Below are 13,814 nucleotides of genomic sequence, written 5' to 3'. Positions count from 1 at the left end.
ATTACTTTTTAAAGATTTCTTTCAAATTATAGACAAGAAATAATTGTAATTATATGCAATTGTAAATACATCTTACTACTAAATTAAATTAATTTCAATTAAAATACAAAAATTGAAAAAATCAATAATAAAATTAATATTTATACACAACAAAAATTCTTATTAACTTTTAATTTAATAAGTTTTTAAAATTTTAATAAAAAAAATTAATTAAGTTATGTTTTTAAATTTATTTGATTACATTTAAAAATAACCATTTTAATATAAATATTCGGACTTCTCCCCACATGTACTTGTGGAGGGAATAATGAAACTGAATGAATTCAACAATGCTTTTCAAACTGAACAGCAATGTCTTGCATATATAGCAAATTTGAAAGAAAACAAATGTATTAGGTGTTTTAATTTTAATTTGAATACTTCTGATTTAAAAAGAATGAGATGTTTAAAATGTAATCAAACATTTAGCATTCTCACAGGCACCATATTTTCAAGGTCACAAACATCTTTAACATCTTGGTTTTATCTTATCTTTAGATGAATAAACACCAAACATGGAATTCCATCAACAGATATTGCAAAAGAATTGGGAGTGACTTTGAAAACTGCTTGAAGAATGACTCATAAAATCAGAACACGTATTGCAAAACAAAAACCTCAATTTATTGTTGAAGGTACAGTGCAAATTGATGAAATGTATCTTTCACATATGGGTTTTAAAAAACAAGGAAGATCCTTGGTGAATAAAACATTGATTGTTGGCATTTATCAAAAAACAACCAATAATTTAATTGTGAAAGTATTGAAAAACGCAAAGAGTAAAAATCGAGGCTTTTTAATAATCTGTGTATCTTTGTTTTACAAAGTTACTAATTTAGATTAATTCTGTCTTCAAATTTTATCATAAAATGAGCAATTGCTGTATTTCAATTTTGAATAGGCAATGTTCATTTTTTTGTTATATTTTCAATTGCCAAGTAAAATATTTTGAAAACTGCCATATCATTAGTAAAAACTTTTTTATTTCTGATGATTTTTCGTAATTGACTATTAACAGATTCAATAGCATTTGTAGTATAAATCACTCTTTTGATTTCTACTGGATAACTAATAAAAACCATTAAATTATCTCAATTTTTATATCAAGATTTAGTAATTTGAGGATATTGTTTATTTCATTTACTTTCAAACGATTCTAAAGCTTGCATTGCTTGTTCTTCACTACATGAACTATAAATTGGTTTTAAATCTGCAACTAGACCTTTTCGATGTTTGTATGAAACATATTTTAAACTATTTCTAATTTGATGAACAATGCATAATTGATGTTCTGTTTTAGGATAAACTGATTGTATTGCTTCTGACATGCCTGTTAAATTATCACTACAAGCAATAAGAATATCATTTAAGCCACGATTTTTCATTTCTGTGAAATTAGATAATCAAAACTTAGAACCTTCATTTTCACTAATTCATAATCCTAAAACATCTTTTTTGCCTTCTAAATCAACTCCTAATGCTATATAAACTGATTTGTTAATAATCAGTTTATCTTGTCGTACTTTAACTACTATACAATCAAAATAAACAATAGGATAAATACTTTCTAATGGTCGATTTTGTCATGCTTTAACATCATCAATAACATCATCAGTAATTTGACTAATAACACTTTCACTAATATAAGCACCATGATATAACTCTTGCAACTGCATTCTAATGTCAGATAATGTCATTCCTTTTGCATACAAGGAAAGAACTTGTTGATCAAAACCATCAAATCTTCTTTGCCTTTTAGGAACTATTACAGGAGTAAAATTACTATTGCGATCTCTTGGTACATCAATTTCAATTTTACCTTGTTGAGTTATTAATTTTTTTGAACTTGTACCATTACGAGCATTTTCAGTAGTAGTATGTTGATTTTTTTCATATCCTAAATAATTTTGCATTTCAGAATTAAACATTTTTTCAACTAATCTTTTTGTTAATTCTTTATATAAACCGCCAGGTTTAAAAACTGTTGTTAAATCTTCAGTATTTTCTAGTAATAAATCTACTGCTTTTGATATTGGATGATTATTATTAAAGTTATCTTTTTTAGCCATCTGTAACTCACTCTTTCTAGTCATTTAATTATATTTACTAGAATTAATTAAACATAGTTATTTTTGTAAGTTACACAGATTACTAAACATTTCCCTTTTTATACTTTCTGGGTTTGTCTTTATATCAAAAACCTTATTTATTTCAATAATATTATCAGCAAAAACGTTTGCTGTTTTTATTTCCTCTTGTAATTTTTTACGGACTTCTCCCCACATGTACTTGTGGAGGGAATAATGAAACTGAATGAATTCAAAAATGCTTTTCAAACTGAACAGCAATGTCTTGCATATATAGCAAATTTGAAAGAAAACAAATGTATTAGGTGTTTTAATTTTAATTTGAATACTTCTGATTTAAAAAGAATGAGATGTTTAAAATGTAATCAAACATTTAGCATTCTCACAGGCACCATATTTTCAAGGTCACAAACATCTTTAACATCTTGGTTTTATCTTATCTTTAGATGAATAAACACCAAACATGGAATTCCATCAACAGATATTGCAAAAGAATTGGGAGTGACTTTGAAAAATGCTTGAAGAATGACTCATAAAATCAGAACACGTATTGCAAAACAAAAACCTCAATTTATTGTTGAAGGTACAGTGCAAATTGATGAAATGTATCTTTCACATATGGGTTTTAAAAAACAAGGAAGATCCTTGGTGAATAAAACCTTGATTGTTGGCATTTATCAAAAAACAACCAATAATTTAATTGTGAAAGTATTGAAAAACGCAAAGAGTAAAAATCTTTTGCAGTTTGCAAAAAAACACATTTCTTCAAAATGTCTTGTATATACTGATTCTTGAAAAGGATATTGCGATTTTAAATCAGTTTTCACTAAGCATGAAACAGTTAACCATCAAGATGGCTATGTTTCAAAAATTGGTGTAAATACTAACCAAATTTAATCAGTTTGAAAACATATAAGAAGAACATTTAAAACACATATCAAAGTTGCAAAACATCATGTTCATTTATATGCTAAAGAAGCTGCATATAAATTCAACAAGATACCTATTTTTGAAACTGTAATTCTATGTTTGATTTAAAAATGTGGGGAGAAGTCCGTAGATAGGCTTTTCTCAGCATTTATGTGATAAAATTAAAATAGTACATAAAGGGAGAAAAGCCTAAGTTATTTCAAAAGTAAATCCTTGTAGGTATAAAGTTTTTGAACAAAAAAATAATTTTAACGTTTTTTGTTCAATATTTACAGTAATTGAAAAGTAATCATATTGTGCTTTTTGATTTATATAATAAAACTCTGAGTTAGCATTTGAACCATATGTATTTGGCATTTTTAATAAAATAGTTTCTATATATAGTTCTTTAATAATATGATTTAATTTTTTAAAAAATATTATAGGATTATCATTTAAAATTTCTAAAATTGTTATTGTATGAAAAATACTTGAGTAGATTATTTTTTCTTCATCAAATTTTTCTTTTTCTTTTCGATCTTTTTTTTCAAAATTTGATTTTTTTGGCATATTCAATTTTCCTTTCAAAATAAAAACCCATTTACTTTCATAAAAAGTAAATGGATTAAAAACTAATATTTAGTTATATAAAGTATAGAAAATAAAAAAAATTTGTCAACTTTAGAATCTCTTATATTATTTCAAAATAAGTCAAATTTCAAAAAAGTAATAATAAAAACTTTAATAGTGTTAAAAGCATTTTTTATGTTTTTTAGATAATCATTTATTATTATTATTATTTATAGTTTATTTTAAAAATTAAAATAAATGAATTTTTTTGAAAGGAAAAAAATGAGAGAAGAAGATTTAAAAGAGATAAATGAAAAAATATTAAATATAAAAGAATTATATAAACGTAATAATGAAATTTTAAATGAAATCATATTTAATAAAAATAACTATTGTGAAGAAAATATAGATATGATAAAAGATTCAATTTTAGAAAAAAATTATAATTTTCAAGAAATAAAAATTCAACTTTTAGATCATCAAAACTTTTTATTAAGTAAAAATATAAATAATTAATTCTTATTTAATAATCTTGAGTTAGAATTATCAATAAATAAATTCTGATATAAATTTTCTATTAAACTTTATAAAAAAGAAAAAGAAATAGTTAAATATTGAAAAGAACAGTATTTTGAATGTTATAAAAAACAATTTTTTATAAAGAAAAACTTAGAAAATGATAATAAAATATCAAATTTTGTTATTAATAAAATTAATAAAGATGTACAAAATATTTCCGTTTCGACTCCTTCATTAAAAGTACATACATTAAAAGTGTAAAATATATAAAACGCTATTTTTTAATAAAATCACGGACTTCTCCCCACATGTACTTGTGGAGGGAATAATGAAACTTAATGAATTCAACAATGCTTTTCAAACTGAACAGCAATGTCTTGCATATATAGCAAATTTGAAAGAAAACAAATGTATTAGGTGTTTTAATTTTAATTTGAATACTTCTGATTTAAAAAGAATGAGATGTTTAAAATGTAATCAAACATTTAGCATTCTCACAGGCACCATATTTTCAATGTCACAAACATCTTTAACATCTTGGTTTTATCTTATCTTTAGATGAATAAACACCAAACATGGAATTCCATCAACAGATATTGCAAAAGAATTGGGAGTGACTTTGAAAACTGCTTGAAGAATGACTCATAAAATCAGAACACGTATTGCAAAACAAAAACCTCAATTTATTGTTGAAGGTACAGTGCAAATTGATGAAATGTATCTTTCACATATGGGTTTTAAAAAACAAGGAAGATCCTTGGTGAATAAAACCTTGATTGTTGGCATTTATCAAAAAACAACCAATAATTTAATTGTGAAAGTATTGAAAAACGCAAAGAGTAAAAATCTTTTGCAGTTTGCAAAAAACCACATTTCTTCAAAATGTCTTGTATATACTGATTCTTGAAAAGGATATTGCGATTTTAAATCAGTTTTCACTAAGCATGAAACAGTTAACCATCAAGATGGCTATGTTTCAAAAATTGGTGTAAATACCAACCAAATTGAATCAGTTTGAAAACATATAAGAAGAACATTTAAAACACATATCAAAGTTGCAAAACATCATGTTCATTTATATGCTAAAGAAGCTGCATATAAATTCAACAAGATACCTAGTTTTGAAACTGTAATTCTATGTTTGATTTAAAAATGTGGGGAGAAGTCCGTAGATAGGCTTTTATCAGCATTTATGTGATAAAATTAAAATAGTACATAAAGTGAGAAAAGCCTAAAATCATTTAAAAATCTAGAATTTAATTTTTTTTAAATTATGATATAATCACTTTAAAATAATTATTAATTTTTTACAATATTTAAATGAGGTATATATATGAAAAAACCATTATTATTTATGGGTGCATTATTATTATCAAGTGCAGTCACTGCTAGTACAACGGCATGTAATAATCTAACTATATTTAAAAAAGATTTAAAAAAAGATTTAACACAAACAGATTTAAAAATTGTACTAGAGGAACATCGAGGAACAATACCTACAGATTATGAATTAAAATCACAACTATTTATTTTAAATCATGAACTTCATACTGATAATATTATAATTATTAATAAAACAACTAATTATGCTTTTGTTGTTGGTGATGGTATTTTTTATAATCAAGATAAAATTAAAATTACTTATCAAATCCAAACTATTGATATTAGAACAATAATTGTTGATGGAGCATCCATTGGTAATTTTAGTACTAATGGTCAAAAACCTACTGTGGAAGCCGTTTACAGTCGTATTCAAGAAAAATATTCTAATTTAGAAATGGATCGCCTTAAAATTGATGTTATTTCTAATAAAGAAGCAACTATTACAGGTATTACGGGCGCTGATGTTATTCCTCTTTATACTGGTAAGGTAACAGTTACATTTAGTACTAATGATAGTGTTGATTTAAGTACTATTATTAATAAAAAAGATTTAATGGTTAAGACTAATGGTCATGATATACCATCAAATAATGATGTAATGAGAGCATTACGTGATACTTACCAAGAAAAGTTAGATACTTCTTTTATTGCAATAGAAATTACTGCTACTAATAGTGCCACTATTACTAGTACAAATCAAAAAAAATATACCGGTAAAGTAATACTAAATTTAAATCTTGATATTAGAATTGCTCTTAAAGACGTTATTAATAAGGGATTAGATAAAATTGCTATTATAGGAAAAGTAATAACTTTAGAAGATGTTAGTAGTGCATTGAAAAAACAATATTCAAGGTTAAATATGAATGCTATTCAAGTAACGTTGCAAAATAATAGTGTTACTATTAAATCTATTAATCAATATGTATACACTGGTGCTGATGTAGTAATTAATAATTTACTTATTGATTTAAATAGTGTTTTAAATAATAAATTACCAACTTTGAATATTCCTGGACAAAATACACCAAGTAAAGAGCAATGAATTTTAGCACTTAAAACCGCTAACTATAATCTTGATGTAAGCAAAATTATAGTTGATAAAATTACTGATAATAGTGCAGTTATTAATGGTGATGGTAAATTTTATAGCAATGATAGTATTGTTGTTACTTATGATTGTGATAAAACAGAGCTTTTAAGTGATGTTTTTAAAAATTTACATTTAGGAACAATTAAAACTAATGGATTATCAAAACCAAATATTGAAGAAATTAAAAATGCGATTAGCAAAAGTAATCCAAATGTAAAGCTAGATGCAATTAAATTTAGTGAAGATTATATTACTAATCAACAAGTAACTATTAGTGGTGATGAAACTATTTATAAAGGAAAGATAGTTGCTGATTTTACTGTTGATAGTAGTAGTATTAATAATTATCAACTAAATTATAATTATAATGAAACTAATAGTGTTGGTTCGTTAAAAAGTACTTGAACCAGCTCTGATATTCCTCTATTATCTAATTGAACAAATTATGCACCAGATTGAGATAGTTTTTCTAATAAGTTTAGTAAATTAAGTTTTGGTGATAATTCGTATTTTAGTCTTTATTGTAATACTTATACTGATCAAAAATTAAAAGGTTCGCAATTAAGTATTAGTACTAATGATATTAGTAATGATAGAAACAAAAATATATTTGAGCTTAGTTACTATTATGATGGTTGATTTTGAGGAGCCTTTCTTGAATTACATGGTTATATTCATATTTGACATGATGAAGAAAATGTTTATGTAAGCATTAATTGAAGCGTTGATACAGTTAAATGTTTCCGTGATCGAGTATTGAATATTAACTTCCAAGGTGTAACCTTTAGTTAGAATTTAACAGATTATATTTATTTAGTTTTACTGTTAATCATATAATTTTGAAATATTAATTTTATTAAAAAGATAAATGAGAGATAATACTCTCATTTTTAATATTTTTTTATATAAATTAAGTAAATAATTAAAAAATGATATACAAAGTAAGTTAAAAAATTAAAATTAAAAATTATTAATTTATAATTATTATAAACTTAATATAGTTTTTATTTTAAAATAAATGAGTTTAGATTGAAAGAAAAAAAAGATGAATAGAGAGCAAGAAATAAATATATTAAATGTAGAAATAAATTTAATTGAACAAAAAATGGCTATTATTAAAAGTAATTTAGAAACTTGTATCAAAAATATAAGTGATAATCAAAGACAAGTATCTAATTTTTTAGAAGAATTTAAAAGAGAAGATTCAGAACATAAAAAATTATTATCTTCACCATGTTTAGAAAAAAGTGGAAATTGTCAAGAAAATAGAGAAATGAGAGAAAGAATTACATTTCATTGAAGACATATTAAATATATTGAAGGAAAAATTATTAACTTAGAATTTTTAAATAAAAATCAAGAACAAGAAAAAAATAATTTAAAATCCGAAATGAATTTATTAAGGATAGAAAAAGATAAAAAAATTAGAATTTTAGAACAACAAAAAAATAATTTCAATAACATTAAGAGTATTGTTAATCATGAAAAAAAGTATAATGATAGTAATAAACCCAATACAAGTTATAGTAAATTAACATAATTGAAGTAATTATATAAGATTTATAGAGGCTTTTTAATAATCTGTGTATCTTTTTTTTACAAAGTTACTAATTTAGATTAATTCTGTCTTCAAATTTTATCATAAAATGAGCAATTGCTGTATTTCAATTTTGAATAGGCAATGTTCATTTTTTTGTTATATTTTCAATTGCCAAGTAAAATATTTTGAAAACTGCCATATCATTAGGAAAAACTTTTGGGATATTGTCAAAAATCAGGAATAAATTAAATCTATATAGTCTTATTATATTTCAGACAAGAAATAATTTTGATTTTTATGAAATTGTATTTAAATAATATATTTTTTTAAATTTATTGCAACTAAAATACTTATTTTTAAAAATTATTAAAAAATTAAAAAATAAATTTAATATTTATACACAACAAAAATTCTTATTAAAACACATTTAATAAGTTTTATTTTATTTTGATTTTTTTTAAAAAAAATTCAATTTTAATCTATAATAATTGTATTTCTGTATTTATCTTATTACATTTAAAAATAACCATTTTAATATAAATTAAAATATTATATGTTCTATTACCAAGCATTTCTTTTAAAACATGTCAAATATTTGTTTCAGTATAACAACCAATATTTCATTTTGCACTTTGATTTTCAATACCTTGTTTATTATTTTTAAAATATTTTTTCTTTAATTTTTTATGATTATCTAATTCTTTATATAAAAATTCAATTAATTTTTCATATTGACCATTATTAATTAAATTTTTACAGTGATTATATTCTTTTAAATATTTTCCTTTATTTCCAGCCATTATACCAAGATATAATGTTCTAATTAAATGGAATTTATCTAAAACAAACTGTGCATCTAAATAATCTGCTACATCTTTAATTCATCCTGCACTATCACCACAAATAATAATTTTGGCTTGCTCAATATTTTCATAAAATTTTTGACAATGCTCTTTAATAAATTCAGCAGTCTTTTTAACTCCAATTGCTGTTTTTGTTGGTCTAATAATTGCTTTTACTCTTTTATTTTGTACTTTGTGATTAATGTTATCTGTATATGTTACTATTAATCGCATAGAATGTTTTATACCCTTACGTTTAAAATTTCAAAATTTTCGATGACCATCATCAATTGCTACAAAAATAGGTTGATTTTTTTCTAATTTTACTTTTACTGGATTTGCTTCAATTACTTCTAAATTTTTAAGGCTTTTCTCCCTTTATGTACTATTTTAATTTTATCACATAAATGCTGAGAAAAGCCTATCTACGGACTTCTCCCCACATTTTTAAATCAAACATAGAATTACAGTTTCAAAACTAGGTATCTTGTTGAATTTATATGCAGCTTCTTTAGCATATAAATGAACATGATGTTTTGCAACTTTGATATGTGTTTTAAATGTTCTTCTTATATGTTTTCAAACTGATTCAATTTGGTTGGTATTTACACCAATTTTTGAAACATAGCCATCTTGATGGTTAACTGTTTCATGCTTAGTGAAAACTGATTTAAAATCGCAATATCCTTTTCAAGAATCAGTATATACAAGACATTTTGAAGAAATGTGGTTTTTTGCAAACTGCAAAAGATTTTTACTCTTTGCGTTTTTCAATACTTTCACAATTAAATTATTGGTTGTTTTTTGATAAATGCCAACAATCAAGGTTTTATTCACCAAGGATCTTCCTTGTTTTTTAAAACCCATATGTGAAAGATACATTTCATCAATTTGCACTGTACCTTCAACAATAAATTGAGGTTTTTGTTTTGCAATACGTGTTCTGATTTTATGAGTCATTCTTCAAGCAGTTTTCAAAGTCACTCCCAATTCTTTTGCAATATCTGTTGATGGAATTCCATGTTTGGTGTTTATTCATCTAAAGATAAGATAAAACCAAGATGTTAAAGATGTTTGTGACCTTGAAAATATGGTGCCTGTGAGAATGCTAAATGTTTGATTACATTTTAAAAATCTCATTCTTTTTAAATCAGAAGTATTCAAATTAAAATTAAAACACCTAATACATTTGTTTTCTTTCAAATTTGCTATATATGCAAGACATTGCTGTTCAGTTTGAAAAGCATTGTTGAATTCATTCAGTTTCATTATTCCCTCCACAAGTACATGTGGGGAGAAGTCCGATTTTTAAAAAATCTATGAACAGTACTAACACTAATACCTGCTTTTTTACAAATAGCACAAATATCATGATATCTTTTTCCATCAGCAAAATATTCAATAATAGTTTGTTCAACATCTTCACCAATTCTTTTATATTTAGGTAATTATAGTCATTCATCAACTAAACAAACACGAACTCATTTTTGTAATTTTTCATCAAAATATTCATAAATTCTTCTTTTATAAGTTACTAATCCATACATTATTTTTCTTGTTCGATATTGATAATCAACAATTTTATATTTCTTTTTATCTCTTGTATTTTTTATTCTTCAATCTCATTTTTCTCATTTTTTTGTTATATGTTCTAAAACTAATTTATCAATTTTTGCACTTTGTTCTCTAAAATTTCATTTATAATTAAAATTCAAATTTACTTCTCCTAACTATTTTAAAAAAATCTAAATTTATTGTAAATATATTTAAAAAATTAATTTACTTAATTATTATATAAACATATAAGTTTAATTTTAAATAAAATTAAAAATATTTAAAAAAACTACTTTCATATTTAAAATATAATAAACAAGTGTAATACAATTAATAGTATAGGTCTTACAAAATAAAAGCCTTTAATTTAGGAGTTATTTTGCATTTAAAAGCATACTGTCAATATTGAATGAAAATTTCCCCAAAAATATTAATCAAAATTAAATTTTATCAATATCACTATTTTTCTACAAAATTAAAAAAATGTTAAAATAAATACATAATTTTAGATATATTTTTATTAATTTTACGGACTTCTCCCCACATGTACTTGTGGAGGGAATAATGAAACTTAATGAATTCAAAAATGCTTTTCAAACTGAACAGCAATGTCTTGCATATATAGCAAATTTGAAAGAAAACAAATGTATTAGGTGTTTTAGTTTTAATTTGAATACTTCTGATTTAAAAAGAATGAGATGTTTAAAATGTAATCAAACATTTAGCATTCTCACAGGCACCATATTTTCAAGGTCACAAACATCTTTAACATCTTGGTTTTATCTTATCTTTAGATGAATAAACACCAAACATGGAATTCCATCAACAGATATTGCAAAAGAATTGGGAGTGACTTTGAAAACTGCTTGAAGAATGACTCATAAAATCAGAACACGTATTGCAAAACAAAAACCTCAATTTATTGTTGAAGGTACAGTGCAAATTGATGAAATGTATCTTTCACATATGGGTTTTAAAAAACAAGGAAGATCCTTGGTGAATAAAACCTTGATTGTTGGCATTTATCAAAAAACAACCAATAATTTAATTGTGAAAGTATTGAAAAACGCAAAGAGTAAAAATCTTTTGCAGTTTGCAAAAAACCACATTTCTTCAAAATGTCTTGTATATACTGATTCTTGAAAAGGATATTGCGATTTTAAATCAGTTTTCACTAAGCATGAAACAGTTAACCATCAAGATGGCTATGTTTCAAAAATTGGTGTAAATACCAACCAAATTGAATCAGTTTGAAAACATATAAGAAGAACATTTAAAACACATATCAAAGTTGCAAAACATCATGTTCATTTATATGCTAAAGAAGCTGCATATAAATTCAACAAGATACCTAGTTTTGAAACTGTAATTCTATGTTTGATTTAAAAATGTGGGGAGAAGTCCGTAGATAGGCTTTTCTCAGCATTTATGTGATAAAATTAAAATAGTACATAAAGGGAGAAAAGCCTAATTTTATTTTGAAAGGGGTATTAAAATGAAATATTTTAATCCAAGTTATTTATTTAAATTATGAATATTAAGTATTCCGTTATTTCATACTGAAAAACAAAAAGTACAATCTATGCCAATAAAATCATTAAATAATTTACAAGTACTACCAATTAATTTAAAACAACCCACCGAAATTTTTAATCATAAACATCGTCATAAAAAATATAAAAAAAGAGATGTTAATGGTGGTTTAGAAAATTTAGAATTTTTTAATGGTACATGTACAAATAACGGAATTACTTTTGTAAAAATAATTAAAGAAGATTTTTATTGTGGTGTTGAAGAACCTTGAAATAATAATAAAGGAGTTGCCATTTTGCCCTATGTTTTAAAAGATAATGAATATCATTATTTATTAAATAAAGAATACAACCCATTATTTAAAAATAAGCAAATAGGTGAATATAGTACTATAACTGGTGGAGTTGAAAATAAAACTCATTATCAAACAGTCATTAATGAAATGTTGGAAGAAACTGGCATTAATGTTAGTAACAAAAAAGAAAAAATTTACTATTTAGGAAAACATTATGCCAACAAAATAAGCACCAAAGAATGATATTTATATGGAATTGATTTAACAGATACGAATTTAGATTTAAATGCAACTTATAAGGGAAGTGGTGATGGTACTATTGCAGAAGAAAAAAGTTTTGCTAAATTTGTTAATAAAACTATTTTAGATATGTGTAATGATGTCTTAAGTTTAGCAATTTATGGAAAATTAAATCTAAATAAAAAAATGGAATCAAATTTAAATATTTCAGAAATAAATTCAACAGATTTACAATTTCAACCTTCAACAAGCGAATATACAACACCAATAATATAAAAAATAAGAGATTGCAATTGCAATCTTTTTATATATTTAAAATCATACTTGAAAAAATATTAAAAAATAAGTACAATTTAAAAATAAAATTAAGAAATAGAGAGTAATTAAAGATGAGTCAATTTGAAAAACAGAAAATAAAACAATCTATTAAAGATTTTAAGAAAAATATAGAAAATGCTTATACAGAAATATCTTTTTTAGAAAAGAAAAAAATTGAAAAATTTAATGATATATCTTTTAAAAATACAACTTTTGATTTTACTGATTGAAATAAAAAAATAGATTCTAAAATAAAATACCACGAATCTGTAATAGATTATTTTAATGAAAAAATATATCAAAATAATGAATTATTATTAATATTAAATACTAAAAAAGAACCAGTTTTTTCAAAAAAAGTCATAAATAGTTTTGCTAATAAAATAGAAAAATATAAACCAATTAATATTACAAAAGGTAAAAAAATAAAACCATAAATATTCTTGTAGAAAGGAAAATAAAATGAAAACATGGATAAAAATAAATTTAAGTAAAATAACATTAGCATTAGCACTAACTGGTGCTAAAACTGGAACAATAGGATTAATCATGGGGGGTGCTTACCCATAATCTTAGTGGACTTAAATATTATTTAAATTCATATAAGGAACCTATAATGGGTGTTCAGAAAATATGAATGTCTGACATTCATGGTATTTCAGTTTCTATAAAAAGTGAATTTAAAATATATTTTGCTGATAATCATAAAAAAACAAAATTTTATAATGGAGGAGATACTATTGAAAGAATAGATATACCATGAGATGGCAATTATCCAGATGGTTATTTTAATAAATAACATTTAAATTTCTAAATTAATATAAGAAATATTTTCATTATATTTGTCAAATAAATTTACGGACTTCTCCCCACATGTACTTGTGGAGGGAAT

At 23.7% G+C, this 13,814-nt stretch carries 18 protein-coding genes and 1 pseudogene; 11 read left to right on the top strand and 8 right to left on the bottom strand.

Annotated elements, in window-relative coordinates; all coding sequences use genetic code 4:
* Nucleotides 1-215: 215 nt before the first annotated feature.
* Entirely contained in the window at nucleotides 216-362 is a 147-nt protein-coding gene (locus AACL02_RS07635) for a hypothetical protein (RefSeq protein ID WP_339040623.1), read from the bottom strand.
* On the opposite strand from AACL02_RS07635, the gene AACL02_RS07630 reads away from it, so the two are divergent.
* Complete coding sequence (locus AACL02_RS07630; protein WP_339040621.1) at nucleotides 308-883, top strand: hypothetical protein; 576 nt, start codon at nucleotides 308-310, stop codon at nucleotides 881-883. The genes AACL02_RS07635 and AACL02_RS07630 overlap by 55 nt on opposite strands.
* Here the strand turns inward: AACL02_RS07630 and AACL02_RS07625 are convergent.
* The gene (locus AACL02_RS07625; RefSeq protein WP_339043675.1) at nucleotides 870-2,108 is read right to left on the bottom strand and encodes an IS256 family transposase; all 1,239 of its coding nucleotides are present in this window, start codon (nucleotides 2,106-2,108) and stop codon (nucleotides 870-872) included. The genes AACL02_RS07630 and AACL02_RS07625 overlap by 14 nt on opposite strands.
* 57 nt (nucleotides 2,109-2,165) lie before the next feature.
* Nucleotides 2,166-2,324 carry a hypothetical protein gene (locus AACL02_RS07620; RefSeq protein ID WP_339040619.1) on the bottom strand — a complete coding sequence of 53 codons (159 nt, stop codon included), beginning with the start codon at nucleotides 2,322-2,324 and terminating at the stop codon, nucleotides 2,166-2,168.
* A gap of 147 nt (nucleotides 2,325-2,471) precedes the next feature.
* On the opposite strand from AACL02_RS07620, the gene AACL02_RS07615 reads away from it, so the two are divergent.
* Nucleotides 2,472-3,023 carry an IS1595 family transposase gene (locus tag AACL02_RS07615; RefSeq protein ID WP_339043673.1) on the top strand — a complete coding sequence of 184 codons (552 nt, stop codon included), beginning with the start codon at nucleotides 2,472-2,474 and terminating at the stop codon, nucleotides 3,021-3,023.
* A gap of 222 nt (nucleotides 3,024-3,245) precedes the next feature.
* Here the strand turns inward: AACL02_RS07615 and AACL02_RS07610 are convergent, their stop codons facing one another.
* Nucleotides 3,246-3,605: a hypothetical protein gene (locus AACL02_RS07610; RefSeq protein WP_339040617.1), complete on the bottom strand. Its 360-nt coding sequence runs from the start codon at nucleotides 3,603-3,605 to the stop codon at nucleotides 3,246-3,248.
* Nucleotides 3,606-3,887: 282 nt separating this feature from the next.
* Here AACL02_RS07610 and AACL02_RS07605 point away from each other — a divergent pair, with 282 nt between their 5' ends.
* From AACL02_RS07605 to AACL02_RS07590, 4 genes are all read left to right on the top strand, one after another.
* A complete protein-coding gene (locus tag AACL02_RS07605; RefSeq protein ID WP_339040615.1) occupies nucleotides 3,888-4,121 on the top strand; it encodes a hypothetical protein in 234 nt (77 codons plus the stop codon).
* A 331-nt stretch (nucleotides 4,122-4,452) separates the two neighbouring features.
* The gene (locus AACL02_RS07600; protein WP_339040613.1) at nucleotides 4,453-5,274 is read left to right on the top strand and encodes an IS1595 family transposase; all 822 of its coding nucleotides are present in this window, start codon (nucleotides 4,453-4,455) and stop codon (nucleotides 5,272-5,274) included.
* Between the two features lie 183 nt (nucleotides 5,275-5,457).
* Nucleotides 5,458-7,392, top strand: a complete 1,935-nt coding sequence (locus AACL02_RS07595) for a hypothetical protein (RefSeq protein WP_339040611.1) — start codon at nucleotides 5,458-5,460, stop codon at nucleotides 7,390-7,392.
* Between the two features lie 253 nt (nucleotides 7,393-7,645).
* The gene (locus AACL02_RS07590) at nucleotides 7,646-8,140 is read left to right on the top strand and encodes a hypothetical protein (RefSeq protein ID WP_339040609.1); all 495 of its coding nucleotides are present in this window, start codon (nucleotides 7,646-7,648) and stop codon (nucleotides 8,138-8,140) included.
* Between the two features lie 67 nt (nucleotides 8,141-8,207).
* Here the strand turns inward: AACL02_RS07590 and AACL02_RS07585 are convergent.
* The 3 genes and pseudogenes from AACL02_RS07585 to AACL02_RS07575 all read right to left on the bottom strand — a co-directional run.
* Nucleotides 8,208-8,357, bottom strand: a pseudogene (locus tag AACL02_RS07585) (IS256 family transposase); the annotation flags it as partial.
* Between the two features lie 262 nt (nucleotides 8,358-8,619).
* Nucleotides 8,620-9,216 carry an Mbov_0401 family ICE element transposase-like protein gene (locus AACL02_RS07580; protein ID WP_339040607.1) on the bottom strand — a complete coding sequence of 199 codons (597 nt, stop codon included), beginning with the start codon at nucleotides 9,214-9,216 and terminating at the stop codon, nucleotides 8,620-8,622.
* Between the two features lie 213 nt (nucleotides 9,217-9,429).
* Nucleotides 9,430-10,251, bottom strand: coding sequence for an IS1595 family transposase (locus tag AACL02_RS07575; protein WP_339040605.1), 822 nt, complete (start codon nucleotides 10,249-10,251; stop codon nucleotides 9,430-9,432).
* On the opposite strand from AACL02_RS07575, the gene AACL02_RS07570 reads away from it, so the two are divergent.
* The gene (locus tag AACL02_RS07570; protein WP_339040603.1) at nucleotides 10,197-10,430 is read left to right on the top strand and encodes a hypothetical protein; all 234 of its coding nucleotides are present in this window, start codon (nucleotides 10,197-10,199) and stop codon (nucleotides 10,428-10,430) included. The genes AACL02_RS07575 and AACL02_RS07570 overlap by 55 nt on opposite strands.
* On the opposite strand, the gene AACL02_RS07565 is transcribed toward AACL02_RS07570, so the two are convergent.
* The gene (locus AACL02_RS07565; RefSeq protein ID WP_339040601.1) at nucleotides 10,431-10,697 is read right to left on the bottom strand and encodes a hypothetical protein; all 267 of its coding nucleotides are present in this window, start codon (nucleotides 10,695-10,697) and stop codon (nucleotides 10,431-10,433) included.
* Nucleotides 10,698-11,100: 403 nt separating this feature from the next.
* On the opposite strand from AACL02_RS07565, the gene AACL02_RS07560 reads away from it, so the two are divergent.
* From AACL02_RS07560 to AACL02_RS07545, 4 genes are all read left to right on the top strand, one after another.
* Nucleotides 11,101-11,922, top strand: coding sequence for an IS1595 family transposase (locus tag AACL02_RS07560; protein ID WP_339040600.1), 822 nt, complete (start codon nucleotides 11,101-11,103; stop codon nucleotides 11,920-11,922).
* A gap of 109 nt (nucleotides 11,923-12,031) precedes the next feature.
* Nucleotides 12,032-12,880, top strand: coding sequence for a hypothetical protein (locus tag AACL02_RS07555; RefSeq protein WP_339040598.1), 849 nt, complete (start codon nucleotides 12,032-12,034; stop codon nucleotides 12,878-12,880).
* A 113-nt stretch (nucleotides 12,881-12,993) separates the two neighbouring features.
* Nucleotides 12,994-13,359, top strand: a complete 366-nt coding sequence (locus AACL02_RS07550; RefSeq protein WP_339040596.1) for a hypothetical protein — start codon at nucleotides 12,994-12,996, stop codon at nucleotides 13,357-13,359.
* Nucleotides 13,360-13,559: 200 nt separating this feature from the next.
* On the top strand, nucleotides 13,560-13,721 hold the full coding sequence (locus tag AACL02_RS07545; RefSeq protein ID WP_339040594.1) for a hypothetical protein: 162 nt from the start codon (nucleotides 13,560-13,562) through the stop codon (nucleotides 13,719-13,721).
* The last annotated feature ends 93 nt before the right edge of the window (nucleotides 13,722-13,814 follow it).

It is taken from the genome of Spiroplasma endosymbiont of Apeira syringaria (assembly GCF_964020205.1).
In the GTDB taxonomy this organism is placed as follows: domain Bacteria; phylum Bacillota_I; class Bacilli_A; order Mycoplasmatales; family VBWQ01; genus Spiroplasma_E; species Spiroplasma_E ixodetis_A.
Note: the sequence above shows the minus strand (reverse complement) of the source record. Positions and strands in the feature narration are given on the sequence as shown.